The organism is Geojedonia litorea (genome assembly GCF_042654525.1).
GTDB lineage: Bacteria > Bacteroidota > Bacteroidia > Flavobacteriales > Flavobacteriaceae > Geojedonia > Geojedonia litorea.
On sequence record NZ_JBHSGP010000014.1, the window covers coordinates 167,621 to 192,369 of the forward strand.

21 protein-coding genes are annotated in these 24,749 nt (G+C 35.3%); 15 read left to right on the forward strand and 6 right to left on the reverse strand.

What is annotated here, in order from left to right; all coding sequences use genetic code 11:
- Positions 1-51 precede the first annotated feature (51 nt).
- On the reverse strand, positions 52-897 hold the full coding sequence (locus ACFO5O_RS08805; RefSeq protein ID WP_387962913.1) for a GLPGLI family protein: 846 nt from the start codon (positions 895-897) through the stop codon (positions 52-54).
- Between the two features lie 126 nt (positions 898-1,023).
- Here ACFO5O_RS08805 and ACFO5O_RS08810 point away from each other — a divergent pair, with 126 nt between their 5' ends.
- From ACFO5O_RS08810 to ACFO5O_RS08825, 4 genes are read left to right on the forward strand one after another with little or no spacing between them, the layout of a single operon-like run.
- Positions 1,024-2,553 (forward strand): sensor histidine kinase, encoded by a 1,530-nt coding sequence (locus ACFO5O_RS08810; protein WP_387962915.1) that lies wholly within the window; start codon positions 1,024-1,026, stop codon positions 2,551-2,553.
- Positions 2,553-3,239 carry a response regulator transcription factor gene (locus tag ACFO5O_RS08815; RefSeq protein WP_387962917.1) on the forward strand — a complete coding sequence of 229 codons (687 nt, stop codon included), beginning with the start codon at positions 2,553-2,555 and terminating at the stop codon, positions 3,237-3,239. The genes ACFO5O_RS08810 and ACFO5O_RS08815 overlap by 1 nt, the downstream gene beginning before the upstream one ends.
- Positions 3,240-3,273: 34 nt before the next feature.
- Positions 3,274-4,053, forward strand: coding sequence for a hypothetical protein (locus ACFO5O_RS08820; protein WP_387962919.1), 780 nt, complete (start codon positions 3,274-3,276; stop codon positions 4,051-4,053).
- Between the two features lie 3 nt (positions 4,054-4,056).
- A complete protein-coding gene (locus ACFO5O_RS08825) occupies positions 4,057-4,671 on the forward strand; it encodes a deoxynucleoside kinase (RefSeq protein WP_387962921.1) in 615 nt (204 codons plus the stop codon).
- A gap of 73 nt (positions 4,672-4,744) precedes the next feature.
- Here the strand turns inward: ACFO5O_RS08825 and ACFO5O_RS08830 are convergent, their stop codons facing one another.
- Positions 4,745-7,249 (reverse strand): sodium-translocating pyrophosphatase, encoded by a 2,505-nt coding sequence (locus ACFO5O_RS08830; protein ID WP_387962923.1) that lies wholly within the window; start codon positions 7,247-7,249, stop codon positions 4,745-4,747.
- A 111-nt stretch (positions 7,250-7,360) separates the two neighbouring features.
- Complete coding sequence (locus ACFO5O_RS08835; RefSeq protein ID WP_387962925.1) at positions 7,361-7,888, reverse strand: inorganic diphosphatase; 528 nt, start codon at positions 7,886-7,888, stop codon at positions 7,361-7,363.
- Between the two features lie 122 nt (positions 7,889-8,010).
- On the opposite strand from ACFO5O_RS08835, the gene ACFO5O_RS08840 reads away from it, so the two are divergent.
- The 3 genes from ACFO5O_RS08840 (at position 8,011) to ACFO5O_RS08850 (ending at position 10,111) form a co-directional block, all read left to right on the forward strand.
- Positions 8,011-9,174, forward strand: coding sequence for a glycoside hydrolase family 130 protein (locus ACFO5O_RS08840; protein ID WP_387962927.1), 1,164 nt, complete (start codon positions 8,011-8,013; stop codon positions 9,172-9,174).
- 87 nt (positions 9,175-9,261) lie between these two features.
- Positions 9,262-9,696: a hypothetical protein gene (locus ACFO5O_RS08845; protein WP_387962929.1), complete on the forward strand. Its 435-nt coding sequence runs from the start codon at positions 9,262-9,264 to the stop codon at positions 9,694-9,696.
- Positions 9,656-10,111: a hypothetical protein gene (locus tag ACFO5O_RS08850; RefSeq protein WP_387962930.1), complete on the forward strand. Its 456-nt coding sequence runs from the start codon at positions 9,656-9,658 to the stop codon at positions 10,109-10,111. The genes ACFO5O_RS08845 and ACFO5O_RS08850 overlap by 41 nt, the downstream gene beginning before the upstream one ends.
- Before the next feature lie 117 nt (positions 10,112-10,228).
- On the opposite strand, the gene ACFO5O_RS08855 is transcribed toward ACFO5O_RS08850, so the two are convergent.
- Complete coding sequence (locus tag ACFO5O_RS08855) at positions 10,229-12,739, reverse strand: DUF5686 and carboxypeptidase-like regulatory domain-containing protein (RefSeq protein ID WP_387962931.1); 2,511 nt, start codon at positions 12,737-12,739, stop codon at positions 10,229-10,231.
- Between the two features lie 62 nt (positions 12,740-12,801).
- On the reverse strand, positions 12,802-13,779 hold the full coding sequence (locus ACFO5O_RS08860; RefSeq protein WP_387962933.1) for a pyruvate dehydrogenase complex E1 component subunit beta: 978 nt from the start codon (positions 13,777-13,779) through the stop codon (positions 12,802-12,804).
- Positions 13,780-14,011: 232 nt separating this feature from the next.
- On the opposite strand from ACFO5O_RS08860, the gene ACFO5O_RS08865 reads away from it, so the two are divergent.
- From ACFO5O_RS08865 to ACFO5O_RS08890, 6 genes are all read left to right on the forward strand, one after another.
- Positions 14,012-14,758 carry an electron transfer flavoprotein subunit beta/FixA family protein gene (locus ACFO5O_RS08865; RefSeq protein WP_387962934.1) on the forward strand — a complete coding sequence of 249 codons (747 nt, stop codon included), beginning with the start codon at positions 14,012-14,014 and terminating at the stop codon, positions 14,756-14,758.
- A 76-nt stretch (positions 14,759-14,834) separates the two neighbouring features.
- Complete coding sequence (locus ACFO5O_RS08870) at positions 14,835-15,794, forward strand: electron transfer flavoprotein subunit alpha/FixB family protein (protein ID WP_387962936.1); 960 nt, start codon at positions 14,835-14,837, stop codon at positions 15,792-15,794.
- 115 nt (positions 15,795-15,909) lie between these two features.
- Positions 15,910-16,518, forward strand: coding sequence for a bifunctional nuclease family protein (locus ACFO5O_RS08875; RefSeq protein ID WP_387962938.1), 609 nt, complete (start codon positions 15,910-15,912; stop codon positions 16,516-16,518).
- An 11-nt stretch (positions 16,519-16,529) separates the two neighbouring features.
- Positions 16,530-18,284 carry a nucleoside transporter C-terminal domain-containing protein gene (locus ACFO5O_RS08880; RefSeq protein ID WP_387962940.1) on the forward strand — a complete coding sequence of 585 codons (1,755 nt, stop codon included), beginning with the start codon at positions 16,530-16,532 and terminating at the stop codon, positions 18,282-18,284.
- 173 nt (positions 18,285-18,457) lie between these two features.
- Positions 18,458-19,282, forward strand: coding sequence for a thymidylate synthase (locus ACFO5O_RS08885; protein ID WP_387962942.1), 825 nt, complete (start codon positions 18,458-18,460; stop codon positions 19,280-19,282).
- An 11-nt stretch (positions 19,283-19,293) separates the two neighbouring features.
- Complete coding sequence (locus tag ACFO5O_RS08890; protein WP_387962944.1) at positions 19,294-22,035, forward strand: T9SS type A sorting domain-containing protein; 2,742 nt, start codon at positions 19,294-19,296, stop codon at positions 22,033-22,035.
- Positions 22,036-22,106: 71 nt separating this feature from the next.
- Here ACFO5O_RS08890 and ACFO5O_RS08895 read toward each other — a convergent pair whose 3' ends face one another.
- Positions 22,107-22,403, reverse strand: a complete 297-nt coding sequence (locus tag ACFO5O_RS08895; protein WP_387962946.1) for an isoamylase early set domain-containing protein — start codon at positions 22,401-22,403, stop codon at positions 22,107-22,109.
- A gap of 303 nt (positions 22,404-22,706) precedes the next feature.
- Here ACFO5O_RS08895 and ACFO5O_RS08900 point away from each other — a divergent pair, with 303 nt between their 5' ends.
- Both ACFO5O_RS08900 and ACFO5O_RS08905 read left to right on the forward strand, forming a co-directional pair.
- Complete coding sequence (locus ACFO5O_RS08900) at positions 22,707-23,615, forward strand: dihydrofolate reductase (RefSeq protein ID WP_387962948.1); 909 nt, start codon at positions 22,707-22,709, stop codon at positions 23,613-23,615.
- Between the two features lie 129 nt (positions 23,616-23,744).
- Complete coding sequence (locus tag ACFO5O_RS08905) at positions 23,745-24,722, forward strand: DUF6340 family protein (protein WP_387962950.1); 978 nt, start codon at positions 23,745-23,747, stop codon at positions 24,720-24,722.
- Positions 24,723-24,749: the final 27 nt, after the last annotated feature.

The window sequence follows — 24,749 nt, forward strand, 5'->3', positions numbered from 1 at the left end:
TTCATAAACCAAAGAAAGTTTAATTTTGAAAATGAAAACCCCTAGAATTAATTACCCCCCTATTCTAATTTGTACTTCATGACCATCTCTTCGCTCTGAATTACGGCGTTCTCGCATTTCTTTCATCTTCTTTTCCATGATTTCATCAAATTCACTTTGGGTTACAACCTTTCCCTTTTTAGGTTCATCTATAGAGATCTGATCTTCAGGATTTATTACAATTTTACTACAAATAACCGTTTCAGAACCATCGTTGACTTCTAATATTAAACCAGGTAGCCCATGGTAATTGCCAGGACCTGTAGTAATAGGAATTTGGGGAGTATACCATGCCGTAATTGTGATGGTTTCCATTTCAGGAGTCTTATTGGAGTCGGCATCAAGATCCTTATCTCCATTAATACTTATTCCCCCAACAACTTTAGGGCGTTCGCGGGTTGTAGTTGCTTTAAAGCAGGTGTAATTTCCAATATTTTTAGACTCTGACTCGAGCTTCCAGTCAATGGTTTTAAGTTCATCTTTAATCAGGAAGATTTTACCAAACACATCATTTTGATTAGTAAATCGTTGCTCCTTCAAGTTCTTATATAAAATATCCGAACCACTAGTATTTACCATTACAAATTGCATTCCACTAGGCCGAGGGGGCGCTAACGATTCTTCTTCCTTATAAATAGATGCTTCTTTATTAAATGACAAATTATACGTTTTTTCAAACTGCTTTTTCATCATTTCCATCATACGTTGATGCATTTCAGAATTCACCTGTGTACTATCAAGTTTAATATCTACTTTTCTTTTGGACTTATAGGTTGCCACACCTTGAAAATCTTGAGCATTTGTTGTAGTGAAGCTAAATGCCAAGAAAAACATAATAACTTTAATAATTGTATTCATAATCTATAGGTTTTTTGATTAATTCTATTACAAATATGGCGGGTTTTATAATCATTTAAAGTTAATGAGTGTTAACGTGTGTTAAGCGATAGAAACTTATTCAATTTTAACATTTACTTTTGAACTATGAATGATTCCAGATATAAGATAACGCTTTACTTTATTGCTGTTGTAATATTAAGCACAATAGTAATACAGGTCTATTGGAATTATAAGAATTATCTCATCAATAAACAACAGCTTATTAATGATGTTCAAATAAGTCTAGACAAAGCCGTTGATGATTATTATGCCCAATTAGCCGAACAAACAACCATTGGATTTGCATTTGATAGTATTGGCGGAAACGACAGCATTAAGGGCAAAACCTTTCAAACTATTTTTGCCTCATTAGATAAGGGTCATAAAAAGTTTAAAAATCTCGACAGCCTTGAATTTGAAACCCTTCAAGGTGTTTCTGTCTTTAAAGGCTTGAAGGCTGATTCTTTAATGCGAAAACCCGTGTATAAAAGACGGCAAGCGCCTGATTCTAGCCATCAAGAATTTGAATTCCTTCATCCTCCATCCGATTCAATTAAATTAAGACAAATACAACGGCTTACATCGAAAATAGTGATCTCTATTAGTAATGATTCACTAGTTCTTAAAAATTTGGATTCGCTTATAAAAAGTGAATTTAAACGAAAGCAGCTTAAATTTTCTTATTGGGTTTCATTTAAAAATTCGCACCAACTTAATCGTGTTTGGCCTGATTCATTAGCAAACAATTCGGAAGTAACACATTCAAAAACTAATCTTTTACAGGCTACATCAAAATCTACCTTTTTACCTAAAGGTAGCACCTTAACTTTGTTCTTTACCAATGAAACACGAATGATCCTACAACGGATTTTAGGGGGCATCTTGATTTCAACTTTACTGATTTTGGCAGTGATTAGCTCATTATTTTATCTTTTAAAGATCATACAACGCCAAAAGCAATTAGCTGAAGTTAAAAATGATCTTATTAGCAATATCACACATGAATTTAAAACTCCAATAGCGACTATTGGCGTAGCGCTAGAAAGCATTAAAGATTTTAATACAATAGACGATAAAGAAAAAACCAAACGGTATTTAGACCTATCATCGGGTCAACTCTCTAAACTCAATACCATGGTTGAAAAGTTACTAGAGACCGCAACTTTAGACAGTGACAGCCTAGACCTCAATAAAGAATCCATTGATATAGTTGAAGTCATTGGGCATCTTGTTGACAAACATAAGATGCATACCAATTCCAAAACCATACAACTTAATAACCAGTCAGAAATAATTGAAGCCATTGTGGATGTATTTCATTTTGAAAACGCCATCAACAATATTTTAGACAATGCCATTAAATATGGTGGAGATGAAATTCTGGTGAGCATTGAGGAAAATTCGTTTGCATTTACGGTCTCAATTTCTGATAATGGCAACACCATAACCAAAGCCAATAAAGAACGAATATTTGAAAAATTTTATCGCATTTCAAAAGGAAACACCCACGATGTGAAAGGTTTTGGAATTGGCCTTTACTACACTAAAAAAATTATTGAAAAACATGGCGGCAGTATTCATGTCGAATTAACTAATACTAAAACGATATTTAAAGTAACCATGCCAAAACACTAATGAGTATAGCTTTAACTACCATATTATTAGCAGAAGATGAACCAGCATTAGGCATGATCATCAAAGAAAGTTTGGAAACCAGAAACTTTAAGGTACTGTTATGCGAAAATGGAGAAAAAGCATTTGAAGTTTACAAATCTCATCAACCCGAAATTTTAGTATTAGACGTGATGATGCCCAAAAAAGATGGGTTTACTTTGGCTAAAGAAGTTAGAGCCATTGATGACACCATTCCTATTATTTTCTTGACCGCAAAATCCCAAACACAGGACGTCGTTGAAGGTTTTACAGTAGGTGGAAATGATTACCTCAAAAAGCCATTTAGTATGGAAGAGTTAATTGTTAGGATAAACAATTTGCTCAACCGGACAAAGCTTCAAAAAGCTTCTGAAATTTTAAAACTTGGTAATTATACATTTGATTTTCCAAAACAAACGCTTCAATTTAATGAAGACACTCCAATACAACTCACGCACCGAGAAGCGCATTTACTTTTTCATTTGATTAAAAACAAAAACCAAGTCCTTGATCGTTCACTGATACTAAATAAACTTTGGGGAAATGACGATTTTTTCAATGCTCGCAGTATGGATGTGTTTATATCCAAACTTCGAAAAAAACTTCAGCGAGACGAAAGTATTCAAATTTTAAATGTTAGAGGATTTGGGTATAAACTCATAGTATAAAAGTGGTTTGATTTTTGTAATTTTCAAACCCTATATGAAACACTGCATTTACATATTAAGTTTGATTTCATTTTCAGTATTTGGGCAGCAACAAATTACGGCTACTCTGAAATCAACCACGCCTATTGAACAGCAAACCTTAATTGGAATAGATAATTTTGGGACACGTTATTCTATTCAACAAAATATATTTAGTAAAACCGACAACACCTCAACGCTCACCTACAGTAATATTCAACTCGGTTCTATTAGCACTGCAAATGCTTTTAATCCGCTAAAAATAAATCTGTTTTACAAAAACTTTAATACGGCCATTATTTTGGATAATCGTCTTGCTGAAATCTTTAAAATCGATTTCAATACCAAACAGCCTTATAAAAATGTGTCGCATATTTCTACTGGATATGATAATACCCTTTGGATTTTTAATCAAGACAACCAACAGCTTGAACTTTATGATTATAAGGCTGACAAAGTAAGAGCAACTGCTGTCCCTGTTCAATCTAACGTTTTGGATATGAAAAGCAATTACAACTATTGTTGGTTACTTACTGAAAATCATCTTTATACCTATAATTATTTTGGAAGTGTCATTTCGAAACTTAAAAATAATGGCTTTACGGAGATGAGTGAAAACAATGGCAATATTATGCTTAAATCGGACCAGAAGCTTTATTATTTATCTAAAGACAGTGAAGTTTTAAGTCCTATTAATTTACCAGAATTGTTAATAAATCGGTTTTTATTGACCAATGAAACCTTGTATATTTACGACGATGAAATGCTTCATCAGTTCCAACTAAAAATCAATTAATATATGCATGTTGCAGTAGCAGGAAACATTGGTGCTGGAAAAACCACACTCACAAAATTATTAGCCAAACATTACAAATGGGAACCTCAATTGGAGGATGTTGTAGATAATCCATATTTGGATGATTTTTACAATCAAATGGAGCGTTGGAGCTTTAATTTACAAGTGTACTTTTTAAATAGCCGTTTTAGACAAGTTGGGCAGATTAGACAAAGTGGAAAAGATATCATTCAAGACAGGACCATTTATGAAGATGCCCACATATTTGCACCAAACTTACATGCCATGGGCTTAATGACCAATCGTGATTTTGAAAATTATAGATCGCTTTTTGATTTAATGGAATCGTTTGTTAAAGGTCCCGACTTACTGATTTATTTACGCAGTTCAATCCCAAATTTAGTGTCACAGATTCACAAACGCGGACGTGATTATGAAAACTCCATAAGCATAGACTATTTAAGTCGTTTGAACGAACGCTACGAAGCTTGGATCCACGGTTATGATAAAGGCAAGTTATTGATTGTTGATGTAGATCATTTAGATTTTGTAAGCAACCCTGAAGACCTAGGAAGCATTATTAATAAAATCGATGCGGAAATACATGGGTTATTTTAAGAAAAATAAATAATCATTTTAAATAAAAAAACCACGCTTTGGCGTGGTTTTTTATTTTATAAATCAAGGGTTGTTAATTTTTCTCTTCAACTTCCTTAATTACTTTTTTCATTACTTTAGAATTGGTTTCGACCTTTACTTCAGCATCTTTTAAAGCTTTCAATTTAGCATCAACTTCTTCTTTTGTACCTTCAAAAATATCTTCTTTTGTAACCGCTTCACCATTTTCGGTAGTCGTAGTGGTTACGACGGCTTTCACAGTACCATCTTCATTTTTAGTCATTTCTACTTTTACTTCTTTTTGAAGATGATCACCTTGTCCGTCTTCAGAAAAGTGCATTTCGCCACCTTCTTTAATTTCGTGTTTTACACCATCTTCATCAATCCATACTTTTACCTCTTCAGTAATAGCTAAACCTTCTTCAGTACTATGTCCGCCTAAAATTGGTGCAATCACTAAACCAACTAAACAAGTAAGTTTAATAAGGATGTTCATTGAAGGTCCAGAAGTATCTTTAAATGGATCACCAACAGTATCACCAGTTACTGCTGCCTTATGAGCATCAGAACCTTTGTAAGTCATTTTACCATCAATTTCTACACCAGCTTCAAATGATTTCTTGGCGTTGTCCCAAGCACCACCAGCATTATTTTGGAAAATAGCCCACATCACACCACTCACACAAACACCAGCCATATATCCACCTAATGGTTCTGCACCAAATAACAATCCTATAATAATAGGAGTAATGATCGTAATTAAACCTGGTAAGATCATTTCTTTTAATGCAGCCTTGGTAGAAATATCAACACATTTTGCGTATTCTGGAGTGCCCGTTCCTTCCATAATTCCTGGAATTTCTCTAAACTGACGACGTACTTCCTGAACCATTTCCATAGCCGCTTTACCTACAGATTGCATAGCCAATGCCGAAAAAATAACAGGTATCATTCCTCCAACAAATAACATAGCCAATACATCAGCTTTAAAAATATTAATTCCATCAATTCCTGTAAAGGTTACGTAAGCAGCAAATAAAGCTAATGCCGTTAAAGCCGCTGAAGCAATGGCAAAACCTTTACCAACAGCTGCTGTTGTATTACCAACAGAATCTAAAATATCAGTACGCTCACGAACTTCAGGATCTAATTCACTCATTTCAGCAACACCTCCAGCATTATCGGCAATTGGTCCAAAGGCATCAATAGCCAACTGCATAGCTGTAGTAGCCATCATTGCAGATGCAGCTAATGCTACTCCATAGAATCCAGCCAATTCATACGACCCATAGATAGCAGCAGCAAAAAGAATAACTGATAAGAAAGTTGATTTCATACCTACTGCTAAACCAGCAATAATATTTGTAGCGGCTCCAGTAGAACTGTTTTTTACAATATCTAATACTGGTTTTTTGCCTAAACTTGTATAGTAGGCTGTTACAACCGAAATTAAAGCGCCCACAGCCAAACCAATACAGGCAGACCAGAACACATTTATCGATGGAATCGCTTTATAACCTTCGCCAAAAAACTTCATGTTCATGGTTTCTGGCAACATCATATCTATTAAGAACCAGCTCGCTATTAAAGTTAAAATGATAGCAACCCAGTTTCCTGTATCTAAAGCTTTTTGAACTTGAGCCTCTTTTGCATTATTATTAGAAATCTTAACTAAAAATGTTCCTATGATTGAAGCTAAAATACCAACACCAGCAATTACAATCGGTAATAAAATTGGTCCCATATTATTGTATGCATCTGTAAAAGGTGCATCAATAGACATGTCTTTGATTAAATAATTTCCAAGTACCATAGCGGCAAGAACCGTTGCTACATAACTACCAAATAAATCTGCTCCCATACCGGCAACATCTCCAACATTATCACCTACGTTATCGGCAATAGTTGCAGGATTACGAGGGTCATCTTCTGGAATACCAGCTTCAACTTTACCAACTAAATCAGCTCCAACATCGGCAGCTTTGGTATAAATACCTCCTCCTACACGAGCAAATAAGGCAATCGATTCTGCACCAAGAGAAAACCCGGCAAGCGTTTCTAATACTACAGTCATGTTGTTATAGAAGTTTCCATCTACGCCCATAAACTGACCTACAAAAAACATAAAGAATAAACTTAATCCCAAAACCGCTAAACTGGCAACACCAAGTCCCATTACAGTTCCACCACCAAACGACACTTTAAGTGCTTGAGGCAAACTTGTTTTTGCAGCTTCGGCAGTACGCGCATTAGCTTCAGTTGCTATACGCATCCCAATATTACCTGCCAAGGCAGAAAATACCGCTCCAAAAATAAAGGCTGGAACAATCATCCAACTTGTTGTATCAACTATTTGTGAAATACCAAACAATGCCAATGAGGCTATACCAACAAAGATTAATAATAAACGATATTCAGCATTTAAAAAGGCTAAAGCACCTTCTTTTATGGCTTTAGAAATACCTTGCATTTTTTCATTTCCAGCTGGTTGCTTTTTTACCCAAGCCATTTTCACGAACATAAAAAGTAGTCCGACGATTGCCAAAGTGATTGGCACAAAAATCATGTTTGATTCCATTTTAATTGGTTTTGTTATTTTGCTGGGCAAAAGTAGTAAAACAAAGCGAATTAAAAAACCCTTATAACGCATTGTTAAAAGGGTTGCTTGTATTAGGAGTCTTAACTTTAATTAAATAGTAAATCCTCCTTTGGCTTTATAATCGCTGGTTTCGTAGCGATTAATACACTTGTTTAGGATATCATAAGCCTCATCGGCGTTACCCCAACCTTCAACATCTACTTTCTTTTTTTCAAGGTCTTTATACACCTTAAAAAAGTGCTCAATTTCCTTGATTTGGTGAGGATTCAAATCGGTTAAATCATTCAAACTGTTCCAAATAGGGTCAGATACAGGTACACAAATTAGTTTTTCGTCATTACCTTTTTCATCTGCCATATGGAATACACCTATAGGCTTTACTTCCATAACACACATTGGAAATGTTGGCTCTGTGCCCAAAACCAATACATCCAACGGATCACCATCTAAAGCCAAGGTCTCTGGGATAAATCCGTAATCGGCTGGGTACATCATAGATGAAAATAATAAACGATCAAAACGAATTTTCTTCAATTCAAAATCATACTCGTATTTATTACGGCTTCCTTTTGGAATTTCTATTAATACGTCAAAGGTTAATTTTCCTGCTGCTGTCATATTCTATTTTTAGGACTGCAAAGATACATAAGTGTTTAACTATGGACAACATATTATAACTTGTCTTTCTCAATAAAATAGACGAACTTCAACATAATTTTTAAACCAACATTCAACAGCATATGTATACCAAAACCTCTTTCATTAAAAAACGAATTTTAATTGCTTTAGTTGGTGCATTTATAATTTTGAGTTGTAAAGAACAAAGTCAAAAACCCTTAACAAATACAGAATCCGATTGGACATTTCCAGAATTTATAAAAGTAGATAGCTTAAATCCTATTTTAAATCCTTCCGATCAATTGGAATTCACCGATCCCATTACTGGGAATTCTGTAAAGTGGGAAGCTCGTAACGTCCTTAATCCTACCGCAGTGGTAAAGGATGACAAAGTATATTTAATGTATAGGGCTCAAGATAGCCTTGGAACATCGCGTATTGGCATGGCGGTTAGTGATGACGGACTACATTTTGAAAAAATGCAGGCTCCGGTGTTTTATCCAGATAATGACTCCATGAAGGTATACGAATGGAATTACAAAAAAGTGAATTCGCAAACTTTAAACCCAAACGAAGATTACTTTGATGGTGCCGAAGATCCTAGAATTGTTGAAAGCGCTTCTGGCGATTATATCATGACCTATACCTCCTATGACGGCAAAACCGCTCGATTAAGCATTGCGTCCTCAAAAGATTTATTGACATGGACCAAGCACGGTTTGGTTTTAAAAAATAGCAAGTACAAAGATCTCTGGTCTAAATCTGGAGCCATAGTTAGTGAATTGCAAGGCAACAAAATGGTTGCCAAGCAAATTAACGGGAAATACTGGATGTATTATGGCGATACTAATTTATTTATGGCCACCTCAACAGATTTGATTCATTGGGAAGTTGCTGAAAATGCCGAATCGGGTAAACCCATTAGCGTACTACATCCCAGAATGGGTTATTTTGATAGCCGTTTGGTGGAGCCAGGACCTTATGCCTTATTTAAGGACGAAGGTATTGTACTAATTTATAATGGTAGTAATGCCGCTAATTTTAATGATCCCAACTTGCCCAAATTCACCTACGCTGCTGCACAGGCTTTGTTTGATAAAAACGAACCCTATAAACTTATTGCAAGAACTGATGACTACTTTATTTACCCTGATAAGGATTATGAAAAAGTAGGTGAAGTTAATGAGGTCTGTTTTGTTGAAGGTTTGGTGTTTTTTAAAAATCAATGGTTTTTATATTATGGTACGGCAGATTCAAAAATTGCTGTGGCTGTTGCCAAAAACTAGCATTTGAATTTGTTATTAAAAAAGTTGAAATTCGAATAACCGCATGTAAAATTATATAAACCAATACATATCTAGGTATTGTACACAATGATAAAAAACTCGCTTATAATATTCATTCTAACTTTTACAATAATAGCTTGTAAAGAAAGTTCATCCGAAACAAAACTGGACGAATCAATAGAATATTACCTAAATCAACCAAAAGTAGTTTTCAAAAAAACTATTCACTATGTCGACTTTGATAGTGTTTACTATTTTTATGACAATGGACTTCTATTTAAAAAAGGAAAACAATTTGAAGAAAACCAAAAATTTGGAATTTGGAAATTATATGATAAAGACTCTGATTTACGGGAAATCCGTGAATGGTTTACTATTTATGGGGAGTCACAAATAAACAGAGTGTGGCACCTGAATAAAAAAGGCGACACACTTGCTTGGAGATATCAAGATTCAATTTATCAACAACCAGAATTTATTAATGACACTACTTCAATTAGGTTTACGGTTTACGGTTTATGATGTAATCTATTTCAATAGAGATACGATTAAATTAAATGAACCTATTAGAGGTTATGTGGAATTGAGGTCAAAACCTTCCAAAGAATATCCTATCCGTTTAAGAGCATTTATTGCAAGACAAGAAAAAAATTATAACTATGATTTCTCTAATGAGAAAAAAGTGGAGCTTGATACATTTTATGATTTGTCTATTGATACTATTAATAAAAAGTGGTTTAAGGGAGTTGAACCTGAAAGTTTGGTGGTTATTGGTCAATATTTTGATTCTATTGGAGATAAAACCATTAGAGGTTATTATCAACAGTATTCCTATGGACCATTCAAAAAAATGGAAAATGGAAATAAGATAGATAGTGTTATAGGGTACAAAACTTACTTTGAAAAGAAAATTTATGTTAAAGATAGTCTTGAATAAATGTTAGACTTATAACAGTCTACAGGTCATTTTTTCTACAATTCCTTGCTGAAAATCTTCGCATTGAACTATAGCCAGATCTTATTTGCCAAATTAGTGACCAAACCTTTTACCCCCCTAAAAATAAAACCCAAAACTACCCGTAACACCAAACCTACGGGCATCAGGGTTGCTTAAGTAATTTCCTCTAAAATTAAAGTCGATACGTAGAATCTTAAAAATGTTACCAACCCCAAAACTGTATTCGTAATACACTTTATTGTTAGGGGCTACTAGGGGGATTTCCATGGGATTTCCTGTCGTACTTAAATCGATATTATCTTGTGACAATTCGCCCCAAACGCCTCGCAAGCCTACAATGGCCCTTAAATTATACTTTTTAAGAAATGGGATGCGGGAGAAAATGCGGCCGTTAAAATTATGTTCTAAATGTAATGAGGTATAAGTATCGGTTACAAACTCATAAAAATCTAACTGCGAAAAGGTATTGTAAATTGAAAAATACGATTGGTTACCCGGCACTACACTTAACAAACCCAAAGGCACTTCCCCAAAGGTTTTACCAGATTCGAGCGTTGTTGTTAAACGCCCAAAGCCTCCAACCTGCCACGGTTGTATGTAGGACAATTGCACTTTGGTATAATCAAAATCACTATCCAATATCGCCTTATCACCTCGTGTAACCTGCGCAAATAAACTCGCATAACCATCATTGGCATCGTGGCGCTCTACACCAAAACCTGTTTTTTTACGTCCAGGAAAATAGGAAACAGACAATGCCGTTTCGTATTGTTTTATTTCTGAAGAAACACCTGTTGGTGCTTCAGAATCATTATAATCGAGACTAAAGGTTTCAGAAGCCGACTCTAACGTTCGATAGGTGCCACTTAACCTAAAAATAAGATTCTTAACAGGCTCAGTTTCTACAGCTAATGTGGTTAGACTTATACTAGTAAGTTTATCATTAGCACTTGTACCCACCACTGATGAAGATGCTAAACTACGCCCAAGTACATCTGTTGATGAAGTTAAATTTGCACCAATTTGTTCAACATCTCGCCTATTTCCGCCAGAAATAATGACTCGATTTTTCTTATCGACTAACCATTTTCCAGAGATTCCATATTTAAATTTATCATCCCTAAAACCATAAGCTACAAACCCTTCTAAACGCCAAAGGTCGTTAGGTCCAAAATAGGTACGTCCTCCAGTACGCAGACGAAGACCTTCAACTTCATTAAATCCAAAGGTTGAAAAAATAGGGCCATAGTCGAAGTTGATACTGGTAAACTCAACATAACCCGAAGCTAGAATACTTCCTAAATTGTAAAGACGCTTAAACTTTTTAACGGTTTTAAGTGTATCGAGCATTTTGTAAACGCCTTTTTCATCTTTATTTAAGCTTTCCATCCTATTCTGCTCCCAAAATTCATCATCTTGGTTATAGATGTCTTCATTATAGCTATAAACTTCCTCGCTGTAAAATTTATCAGGTTTGGTAACATCGAACACATAATTATTATAAAGTGTGGTTCGCTTTCCGTAAACACCTCGTGATTTTTCCTTTTTATTTAAAGCGAAATCAGAGAGCATATAATCACGCTTTATGAGGAAAAGCGAATCATTTAAAACCTCAAATTCTTGCTCTATGTAAATTTCTTTAACCCAGTTGATATTAGCACTTTTTGAAGCCTGAAGATTAATTTCCTTAATGGCGTAAGTAGAGTCATTTACCCAAAAATCACCTTTAAATGTTAACTCGTTTTTTCGTCTTGGGTAATAGATAATATTGTAGCACCATTTGTTACCAATAAAAGCACTGTCTTTTAGTACATAATTATAAGTACTGACACCTGTTCTTGACAATGGGCTTACAAAGCTCTTATCAAAAAACTTGAGGTAGTTGTCATAAATATTAAAATCGGAATACAAATCGCCAACAAAATCAATAATCACCTGATTATTGCTAAACCCAGAATTCTTGTTCCCTTTTAAATCTTCTTTCTCTCTTTTAAGGATATTATCGCCATAAACTTTGCTTACAGCTTCATTTATAAAGATTGGAAGATAGGTTTTACCCGTTATTCGAGAAGTATCCACTTCTTGAAAAACAAACTCCATTCCTCTAAAAAGTTTACTCTTTATTAAGGCACTATCGATGGTGTTGAGATCAAACTCTACTTTTTCGTATTTATCGTATTGGTACTGTTTGAATTGCTTTACCCCATTTTTTCTTTTACGTTCCCATATTTTCTGCAAAATGGCAATAGCAGGATTTTCTGACGCCTTTTTGGATTGCTTCCCAGTAATTATGAATACTTCGTTTAATGAAGATGCTTCTTCTTTTAAAATAAAGTTGAGATCGTAATTAACTCGTTTTTCTAAAGTTATTTCTAATGTTTCGTAGCCAAGAAATGACACTACTAATGTCTGCTGTGTATTGGTAGATTCAAGATAAAATCTACCCTCTTCATTAGTAATTGTGCCTTCGGTGGTGCCTTTAAATAGCACATTAGCATATGCGACTGGCGCATTGCTTTCATCAAAAACATATCCACTAACTTTGGTTTGTGACCATACCCCGATAGTCCCAAAGAAAAAAAACAAATAAAGTAGCTTTAGGTTCATAAGCAAAAAAACTTCATCAACTCTACTGCCAATGAAGTTTATATAACGTAAAAAAACGTGATTTATTTATACATAACTTTTTTTACTGCTTTCACAACCTCATCACTATTAGGCAACCATTCTTCTAATAAAACTGGAGAATAAGGTGCAGGTGTATCGGCAGTATTGATTTTAACAACTGGAGCATCTAAATAATCAAATGCTTCAGATTGTACAATATAAGTAATTTCGGTTGAGACATTACCAAATGGCCAGGCTTCTTCCAAAACAACCAAACGGTTTGTTTTTTTAACTGAATCTAAAATAGCTTGTTTATCTAATGGACGAACGGTACGTAAGTCAATGATTTCACAAGAAATACCTTCTTTTTCTAATTCATCTGCAGCTTTATAAGCCTCTTTGATGATTTTTCCAAAAGATACAATGGTAACATCGGTTCCTTCTCTTTTAATTTCAGCAACTCCTAAAGGAATAGTATACTCTCCTTCAGGCACTTCGCCTTTATCACCATACATTTGTTCGCTTTCCATAAAAATAACAGGATCGTCATCACGAATTGCCGATTTTAAAAGCCCTTTCGCATCATAAGGATTTGAAGGCACCACTACTTTAAGACCAGGTGTATTAGCAAACCAACTTTCAAATGCTTGTGAATGTGTTGCAGCTAATTGCCCTGCCGAAGCCGTTGGACCTCTAAAAACAATTGGACACTTAAATTGCCCGCCAGACATTTGTCTGATTTTTGCAGCGTTGTTTATTATTTGATCAATCCCAACCAACGAAAAGTTAAAAGTCATATACTCTACAATAGGTCGGTTACCCGTCATGGTAGAGCCTATAGCGATTCCTGCAAAACCTAGTTCAGCAATGGGCGTATCGATTACACGCTTAGGGCCAAACTCATCTAACATTCCTTTTGAAGCTTTGTAGGCTCCGTTGTATTCAGCTACTTCCTCACCCATTAAATAAATGCTTTCATCACGACGCATTTCTTCACTCATGGCTTCACATATAGCTTCTCTGAATTGAATAGTCTTCATTACTATTGTTTTTTATGGTGACGCAAAAATAACAATAAAACAAAAACTATTCAGTATAGAATTATTTAAAAATTTATTATGCATGCATAGTATTTATTCAGAATAAAATAATTAACTTCGTAACCTATTTTAAAGAGTGAGCAGTTTTCAATTGCAATGTGCAGTTTTGTTTCTAAAAAAACGTTGGACGTTCTCTCCAAAAATTTAAGAATATTCAATTAAATACTATAAAATGAAAATACTTGTATGTATTAGTCACGTACCTGATACGACTTCAAAAATTAATTTCACCGATGGTGACACAAAATTTGACACCAACGGTGTTCAATTTGTAATTAATCCTAATGACGAATTTGGTTTGACCCGTGCTATGTGGTTTAAGGAAAAGCAAGGAGCTAATGTGACCGTGGTTAATGTTGGTGGAGCAGAAACTGAACCAACACTTCGCAAAGCTTTAGCTATTGGTGCTGATGCTGCTATACGTATAAACACTACAGCAAATGATGGTTTTCAGGTTGCAAATGAATTGGCACAAGTTGTTAAAGAAGGCGGTTATGATCTTGTAATTGCAGGGCGTGAATCAATTGATTACAACGGTGGAATGGTACCAGGTATGCTAGCGGCGTTAACTAATGCTAATTTTGTTGCTAATTGTATTGGATTAGACGTTGATGGTACAGCTGCAAAAGCTGTACGAGAGATAGATGGTGGAAAAGAAACTGTATCTACTACCTTACCCCTAGTTATTGCTGGTCAAAAAGGTTTGGTTGAAGAAAGTGATCTTCGTATTCCAAATATGAGAGGCATCATGATGGCTCGTCAAAAACCATTAACCGTGTTAGAACCACATGGAGCAACTGAAGAAACATCTTCAGTAAAGTTCGAAAAACCAGCACCAAAAGGCGCGGTGACACTCGTATCTCCAGACAATCTAGACGAGTTAGTAAACTTACTTCACAACGAAGCTAAAGTTATTTAACCATCAACATTCAAGCACCAAAACCCAAAAGAAAACATTGGGATTTGGGATTTTTAATTTGAAATTTTAAAAAATTATGTCAGTTTTAGTATATACAGAATCAGATAACGGAACTTTTAAAAAAGTAGCTTTAGAAGTTGCTTCTTATGGAAAAGCCGTTGCCGACCAATTAGGAACAACAGTAACAGCCGTTACCATTAATGCCCAAGACACATCAGTTTTAGGTAACCATGGAGTTGATAAAGTTTTGAGTGTTACAAATTCAAAATTAGAAACATTTAACGCTAATGCTTATGCTGAAGTTATTAAACAGGCCGCAGAACAAGAAGGTGCTAAAGTCATTATTGTAAGTTCAAGTGCCGATAGCAAATATATGGCACCTTTGTTAGCCGTGGCTTTAAATGCAGGATTTGCTTCAAATGTAGTTGACGCCCCGTCGAGCACTTCTCCGTTTACTGTAAAACGAACAGCGTTTACCAACAAAGCCTTCAACATGACCTCTATCAACACTGATGTTAAGTTGATAGGCTTATCAAAAAATGCGTTTGGATTAAAAGAACATTCTTCAAGTGCTACGGTGGAAGAATTTTCACCTTCGATACCCGAAAATGGCGTGCATGTTGATGCCGTTGATAAAGTAACTGGAAAAGTTACGATCGCCGACGCAGAGATAGTAGTTTCAGGAGGACGGGGATTAAAAGGCCCAGAAAATTGGGGGTTGGTTGAAGAATTAGCCCAAGTACTTGGAGCAGCAACAGCCTGTTCAAAACCTGTTTCCGATTTAGGCTGGAGACCACACAGTGAGCACGTTGGACAAACAGGTAAACCTGTTGCATCTAATTTATATATTGCTATTGGAATTTCTGGAGCAATTCAGCATTTAGCTGGGATTAATGCTTCAAAAGTTAAAGTGGTTATTAATACAGACCCAGAAGCACCATTCTTTAAAGCAGCCGATTACGGTGTGGTAGGAGATGCTTTCGAAATTGTCCCTAAATTGACCGAAAAATTAAAAGCATTTAAGGCACAACAATAAATATTTTTTATAACTTGTATCTTTAAAGGACTGTTTAAATTAAGAAAATATGCTTAATCTGCCTTTGGCAGTTGCTAAAGTCCTAATTTAAACAGTTCTTTGCGTTTTCAAAATTATGAGTCTAGTTCGTCTAAATATAAAAGGAATTTCATATAGCCAAACCCAAAATGGCGCTTATGCCTTGATTTTAAACGAAGTAGATGGCGACAGAAAACTTCCTATAGTTATTGGGGCTTTTGAAGCCCAATCCATTGCAATAGCTTTGGAAAAGGAAATTCGTCCACCTCGCCCCCTAACCCACGACCTTTTTAAAAATTTTGCAGACCGGTTCGATATTGTAGTCAAGCAGGTTATTATTCATAAGTTGGTAGATGGTGTTTTTTATTCCAGCCTAATTTGTGAACGTGATAAAATTGAGGAAATCATTGATGCCAGAACCAGTGACGCCATTGCCTTGGCATTACGATTTCAGGCTCCAATTTTTACCTATAAAAATATTCTCGACAAAGCAGGTATCTATTTAAAAGTAAATCCTAAAAAGGACGACGAAGATCAAGATAGTATTTTGGTAGACGATTTGGTTGCCGAAGAAATTGAATCCCAATCTCAAGAATCCTTTAAAAGTAAATCCCTACAAGAATTACACACCCTTTTGGATGAGGCCGTTGCTAATGAAGATTATGAAAAGGCCGCGAAAATAAGAGACGAAATTTCCAAACGCTAAATCACGTTTTAATGAAACACTTCTTACTGGCTATTGCAGCTATTTTTTTTGGACTTACCTTTTCAACAGCACAAGAATTAGAAAAAAAATGGCAGTTTGAAACCATTCAAAATTCTAATGGTACTCCTGTTTATAATATAAATTCAGAAACCGACCATTTAGAATTAAACGCTGGCGAATTTCATCTCACGTTAAAGACCGACAGTATTAAAGCATCTGGCGACTATATCTATCAAAACAACTTATTGGTGTTTTATTACAATCAGCCTAATGACACTATTAGACGTTATAAAATAACTGAATTAACAGATTCTACTTTAGTATTCAATGAGAAAGAAATAAACTATAAGCTGAAAGCAGTTCCTTCAATTGACAATTCCAAATTAGTTGTAATTGACGAAAATAGCATTATTCCAAGTCAAGGCTTTTCAATGGGTAGTTTATGGCGAGGTATATTAGGAATGATTTCGTTAGTTTTCATTGCCTTTTTGTTTAGTAAAAACAGAAAAGCAATTGATTGGAAAATAGTAGGTATTGGTTTAGCATTTCAACTTATTATTGCCCTTGGCGTTTTAAAAGTAGACGCTATTAAAGGGACCTTTGAATTCGTTGGAAAATTATTTATTAGTGTTTTAGATTTTACTCGAGAAGGAAGTAAATTTCTATTTGAAGGCTTGGTGGTTGATATGGATACTTTTGGATTTATATTTGCATTTCAGGTATTGCCAACCATTTTATTCTTTTCAGCTTTAACTTCGGTCTTATTTTATTTAGGGATTATTCAAAAAGTTGTCAAAGCCATGGCGTGGTTATTAACCAAACTTTTAAAGATTTCTGGAGCCGAAAGCTTAAGTGTTGCTGGCAATATTTTTCTAGGACAAACTGAAGCACCGCTGCTCATCAAGGCCTATTTGGAAAAAATGAATAAGTCTGAAATCTTACTTGTTATGATTGGGGGGATGGCAACCGTTGCCGGTGCAGTTCTTGCAGCCTATATTGGGTTTTTAGGTGGTGACGACCCAGAACTGCGATTAGTATACGCCAAACACCTTTTGGCGGCCTCCGTTATGGCCGCTCCAGGCGCTATTGTTGTTTCTAAAATTTTATATCCTCAAACCGAAAAGATCAACACAGATGTTGAAGTTTCTCAAGAAAAAATTGGATCCAATTTATTAGATGCCATTGCTAATGGAACTACTGAAGGCCTTAAACTTGCCGTAAACGTTGGCGCAATGTTATTGGTTTTCGTAGCCTTTATTGCAATGCTCAATGGTATCTTAGGAGGTATTGCTGGTTTTAACGGATTTACTATTGAATTCTTAAACATCGACTGGCGCTTTACCTCATTAAATGAGATTATTGCCCAACATACACCTTATAACAGTCTTTCTCTCGAATTTATTCTAGGATACATCTTTGCTCCTTTAATGTGGCTTATTGGGGTAGCCAAAGAAGATATGGCTTTAATGGGCCAACTTTTGGGAATAAAACTTGCCGCTAGTGAATTTATTGGCTATATACAATTAAGAGAATTGAAAGATGCCGCCAGTGCTATTCATCTCAACTATGAAAAGTCTATTATTATGGCAACCTATATGCTTTGTGGCTTTGCTAATTTTGCTTCAATAGGAATACAAATTGGAGGTATTGGATCATTAGCTCCAGGACAACGTAAGTTGCTTTCTGAATTTGGAATGAAAGCTCTAATAGGAGGAACTATAGCATCTTTAATATCAGCAACAATAGCTGGTATGATAATAGGTTGATTTTTTAAAAAACGAATCTTCCAACAATTAAAATTTGAGTTTAAATTTTAATTAATATTCGTTGATAACTTTTTATAGAATTTAAACCAACTTTATTTTCAAAGTAGAGTATTTTTCTATTTTTATCTCTTAAATTTGAAAGGGTATCCCAACATAATAGACCAAACTAAAATATGAAGCAATATTTAGACCTCGTCAAACATGTATTAGAACATGGTAACGAAAAAAGTGATCGCACTGGAACTGGCACCAAAAGCGTTTTTGGATATCAAATGCGTTTTGACTTAAGTGAAGGCTTTCCAATGGTGACCACTAAAAAATTGCATTTAAAGTCCATTGTTTATGAACTTTTATGGTTTTTAAAAGGCGACACTAATATTGACTATTTAACCCAAAATGGTGTACGTATTTGGAATGAATGGGCAGATGAGAATGGTGATTTAGGTCCTGTTTATGGCCATCAATGGCGAAATTGGAATAGTGATGGTATCGATCAGATTAAGGAAGTTATCGAAACTTTAAAAAGCAACCCTGATAGCCGTCGTATGTTAGTTTCAGCCTGGAACCCTTCTGTGTTACCCGATACTTCAAAAACGTTTAGTGAAAATGTGGCCAATGGTAAAGCAGCTTTACCACCATGTCATGCCTTTTTTCAATTTTATGTTGCTAATGGCAAACTATCATGTCAACTATACCAACGTAGTGCCGACATTTTTTTAGGAGTACCTTTTAACATAGCATCTTACGCATTATTCACCATGATGATGGCTCAAGTTTGTGGCTATGAAGCCGGTGAGTTTATTCATACTTTTGGAGATGCACACATTTACTCTAATCATTTAGAGCAATTAGAGCTACAATTATCCCGTGATCCTAGACCTTTGCCAAAGATGATCCTAAACCCAGAAATCAAAAATATATTTGATTTTACTTTTGAAGACTTTACTTTACAAGATTACGACCCACATCCACATATTAAAGGTGTGGTAGCCATTTAATAAATACCCCTATGAAAAAACTATTACTATTTCTTTTATGCTTAAGCTTATCAATTGTTGGAATTGTTGTTTATACAGCTCCAAGAACAACAAGTGCTCCATATGATGGGCAATTAGTTGAGAAAAAATCTGCAATTTCTATCCCAAAACACAAAAAAACTCTTGAGGAAAGGGCACTGTTTACCGAAGAAAGAGCGCTTTATGAATTTAATATGCAGGTGAATCCATTGACAGGAGAAATCCCTTTAGTAGAAAAGCAAAAAGAATTTAATCAAACTAAAAAAGCAAAACTAAAGTCTAGCAATAATGCTCGTGCTATTCAAACCACCTATGTTAACAGGGGACCTACAAATTATGGAGGTCGAACAAGATCCCTTGTTGTAGACAGGAGTGATGTTACTGGTAATACTATGATTGCTGGAGGGGTAAGTAGCGGTGTATTTAGAACTACCAATGGAGGAACAAGTTGGACCAAAGTTTCCTCCAATGATGAAATTCATAATGTCACTACTATTGTACAAGATCCTAGATCCGGTTTTGAAAGCACCTGGTACTATGGAACAGGGGAAGGTGTTGGTAATTCAGCCAGTTTAAGCGGCTCATTGTATTATGGACAAGGTATTTGGAAGTCTACTGATGGCGGATTAACTTGGGCACAAATGCCTAGTACTGCTTCTGATCAAACCATAGATGATTCAGATTTTGATCACATCTATAAGCTGGAAGTTCAACCAACAACAGGTTACTTATTTGCTGCGGTTGCCGGAAAATTAAAACGTTTTGATGGAGTAAATTGGACGGATCAAATTTCTAATAATTCTACGTCAAGGAATCGGCATACCGATATCGTTATCACTACAGGGGGACGAGTTTATGCCGGGTTTTCAGGAACCAACATTGCACCAATAGAAGGGGTATGGACTTCTGCTGATGGTATTAGTGGATGGTCTAGAATTAATACTTCAAGCTTCACCCCTTCTGGACGAGTCGTTTTAGCTTTAGCACCTTCTAATCAAAATAAATTATATGTATTGTTTGCGAATGGCATTGCGTCTAGCTGTAGTACCACCCCTGGTATTGAAGCTGATTTATGGATGTGGAATCAATCTAACTCAACTTTTACTAATTACTCTGGTAAGCTTCCTGATGAATCTGGCTGCTCCGATGGGAACGACCCCTTCGCCATTCAAGGCGGATACGATCTGGTTGTGAATGTAAAACCTGATAATGAAAACTTTGTGGTCATTGGTGGTACTAATGCATACAAAATGGCTGACATCACCGGAGTTGGCACCTTTGTTAGAATTGGTGGCTATGCCAATCCAAATGGATACGCTAAATATACAAATCATCACCCAGATATTCACGCACTTGTATTCAATCCGTTTAATACTAATGTACTTTTTACTGGCAGCGATGGTGGTGTTCATAAAACAACTAATATAAATGCTAGCACGGTTAGTTGGACGAATTTGAATAACAACTTCCAAACATATCAATATTATCATGTAGGAATCGATCCTTTTCCTGGGTCTGACATTGTAATTGGAGGGGCTCAAGACAATGGCACTTCAGTTGGTGGAGTAAATTTTGGAATGCCCGATTTAACAACACATTTTGACTATGCAGGCGGCGATGGTGTTTCAGTGGCAATTTCTCGAGACGATGCCTGCGTCCCATTTTTTATTGGATTTCAAAACGGTCCAATATATAGAGACTGCCCTTCTCCTGTTACTGAAATAACACCAAACGATCAATCACTCGTCCCTCCTGAGCCTTATGACAGTCAATTCGTAACCTTATATCATTTAGATCCTGACAATAATAATATTTTGTATTATGCTGCACAAAATAGACTTTTACGAACCAATGATGCCACAACAGTAACACCCAATACTTGGACTGATTTAGGCACTACCACTTTATTGGGGCATTCTGATTGGTTTCAAACCTTCTCAACCAGTTGGGGCACCTATAACCCAGCAACTAGTTACTTATTGATGGGAGGAAATAATGGTCATATTTATAGATTAAACGATCCAAAAAATGCAGCAAGCATAGCTTCAGCTAATAACATTACTCCTCCAGGAGCGACAATTGCAAACCCCTCTATAGTTACTGGATTAGCAATTCATCCAACAAATAATAACATAGTATTAGCAACCTATTCTAACTACGGAACACAAAGTATTTTTTTAACAACCAATGCAACAGCTGCTTCACCAACTTGGACTTTGGTTGAGCGAAATTTATTTGCGCACTCTATTAGATCTGCGGCCATTGTGGAGAATGCTGGAGAAACCACCTATATGGTTGGTACGGCCAGAGGATTATACAGTTCTACAGATCCTATAAATGTAGATTGGGTTAGAGAAGCACCAACTCAAATAGGTATGGCGGTTGTAAGTTCATTGAAATATCGTCCTTCAGATCACAAATTACTAATTGGGACTCATGGTAACGGTATGTATGAAGCTACAATTAATTCAACTTTAGGGCTTAGCGACAATAGTTTTAGCAAATCCATTAAATTATATCCAAATCCTGCCCAAGCGTATTTAAATGTTAAATTAGCACGGGCTAACGGCTCTAAAGTTTCATATGAAGTTTATAATCTTTTAGGACAAACTATGTCTTCTGGAGTACTTGAAAATGACCGTTTAAATACATCACGATTAACGTCTGGAATGTATTTACTCAAACTCAAAACCTCTGATGGTGCTGAAGGCATTAAATCATTCATAAAGAAATAGTTGTAAAAAACTCCAATAAAAAAGCGCTTTCATATTATTGAAAGCGCTTTTTTTAATCGGTTAAAGGCCTATTACAAGTTTAAAACACCGTTTTCAGAACCAACATTATTCCAAACATAAGCATCAGCTTGTTCATCGTTAACATATGTTCCATCCACTAAATATTTAAACTCATATGAGTTGTCCTTTTCTAAATCTACGGTACCTTTAAAAGTTCCGTTTTTTAATTTCTTCAATGCAACAGCTTTTTTAGCGTTCCACTCATTAAAACTTCCTAGCACAGCAACTTTATTAGATTCCTCTGCAGGAACTGTAAAAGTTACTTTACAAACTGGTTTGCTTTTCAAGTATTGTTTTGTAATAGCCATAATTAAATGTGTTAATTAATTTCGTCGCAAATTTAGAAAAGAAATTGAATGCGATACTAATTTTCATGCCTCAACAAGAACGATTTATGAATTTGATAAGATTAGCATAACTTTAATTTGAACTCTCAAAAAAAGACTGTTATAAATTAGCATATCATCAATTAAAAACAATTTGCTTTAGAGCTGATTTTCAGATAGTTTAACACTACATCGTTTGCGAAAAGAGTTTCCTTTTTTATTCAAGCATTTAATATAACGTTTGCGTTAAAAAATAGTAACTTTACAAAACTTTTTACAAAATACATGTTCGGAAAAAAGAAATCACACCCAGCTATAGATAAAGATCAACTTGAGCTTATCACAACTGCACAAAAGCGTGTAAAACAGAAAAAACGCTTATACATACATTTTGTCATTTTTTTAATTGGCGCTGTTTTTTTAATACTATTAAACACTGTTATTGGAGTTGGTAAAAATGTTACTCTTTTTGGAAAGGAATGGTTTGTTTATGCCATTTTTATTTGGCTAGCCCTTTTTATATATCATGTTTTTAATGTATTCATTACTCAAAAATTTTTGGGAGCTCAATGGGAGCAAAAACAACTTGATAAATTAGTAGCCAAACAAAAATCACGTATTGAAGAGCTACAAAAAAAAGTTGAAATCACACACCCCTTACCTTTAAATCCCAATATTGAGGCTGAAAAAAAAACTCAAATAATTAAAGGTTTAACCATTATTGTCGCAGCTGGAGATAATGATGCCATTGGTCAAAATAACCAGTTAATTTGGCATTTAAGTGACGACCTGAAGCGGTTTAAACAACTTACCAATGGCCATCACATTATTATGGGACGAAAAACTTTTGAAAGCTTCCCAAAGCCTTTGCCAAATCGTACACATATTGTTATCACGCGACAGGTAAATTACAAAGTACCCGATGGTGTTATTGTAGTTAATAATTTGGATGATGCTTTAGATGTCGCAAGAAATGATAAACAGGCCTTTATTATTGGAGGAGGTGAAATTTACAAACAAGCAATGCCAATGGCGGCTAAAATTGAACTAACTCGAGTGCATGCTAGCTTCGAAGCCGATACTTTCTTTCCTCTGATTAATAAAACCCAATGGAAAGAGACGTCTAATGAGTTTCACCCTAAAGACGATAATCATGATTTTTCATTTTCATTCATCACATATACAAGGCATTAGAAGCTAATTTAAATATATTTTATTAGATTAGTTCTCTAAATCAATTCATCTAGTAAAATGAAACCTACACTGCTTAAGTCAAAAGTTATTCTCATTTTTTGTTGCACACTGATAATGAGTTGTAGCTCAATGAATAACCTTACTATGAGTGTTATTGAACCCGCTCCGGTGTACGTCCCGAAACAAATCAAGAAAGTGGGGATTTTGAATCGTAGCGAATCAACCTCCAATAAAACCCTTGATAAAATCGATAAAATCTTCTCTGCTGAAGGTCAAAATCTAGATAAAGAAGGCGCCGAACAAGTGATTCAAGGAATTAAAGATGAATTCGAAAAAAACCAAACCTTTGAAGAAGTTATTCTGGTTTCATCAGATAAAATTGAAAATCCAGGATTGGGCATTTTTCCAAAAATGTTACCTTGGAATACTATAGATTCTATTTGTACTGAAAATAATATTGATGCCTTAATTGTACTTTCATTTTATGATACTGATGCAGCCATTAAATATGATGTACAAACCATTCAAAAAGTAAATGCACTTGGTCTAAAAATACCAGTTTTAGAGCACACCGCATCAGTAAATACAAGCATTCAAACAGGATTTCGAATTTATGATAATTTTAATAAAGAACTCCTTGATGAAATTGCCTTTACTGATGGATCTTTATCTGTTGGCAGGGGCATTAATCCTGTAAAAGCTGCCGAAGCCATTACTGGCCGCAAAGATGCCGTTCTCCAAATAAGTAATAACATTGGGCATAGTTATGCCTTGAGAACCTATCCTTTCAAAATTCGTGTTACCAGAGAATATTATGTAAAAGGCACCGATAATTTTGAAATTGCCAAGCGTAGGGCCCAAACAGGAGATTGGGATGGTGCTGCGCAATTGTGGGAAATCGAAACCAACAACCCAAAATCGAAAATTGCGGGGCGAGCTTACTATAATATGGCCATTATCAATGAAATTAATGGAGACCTGAATGCTGCCGCAGATTGGGCTTCAAGAGCTTATACCGATTTTAGAGACAAAAATGCGTTGCGATACTTAAACATTTTAAAGCACCGAATGGCAAAAAATGCCCTATTGGCGCAACAATCCAATTAATTTTCTTTGTAAAACATCGAATCAATT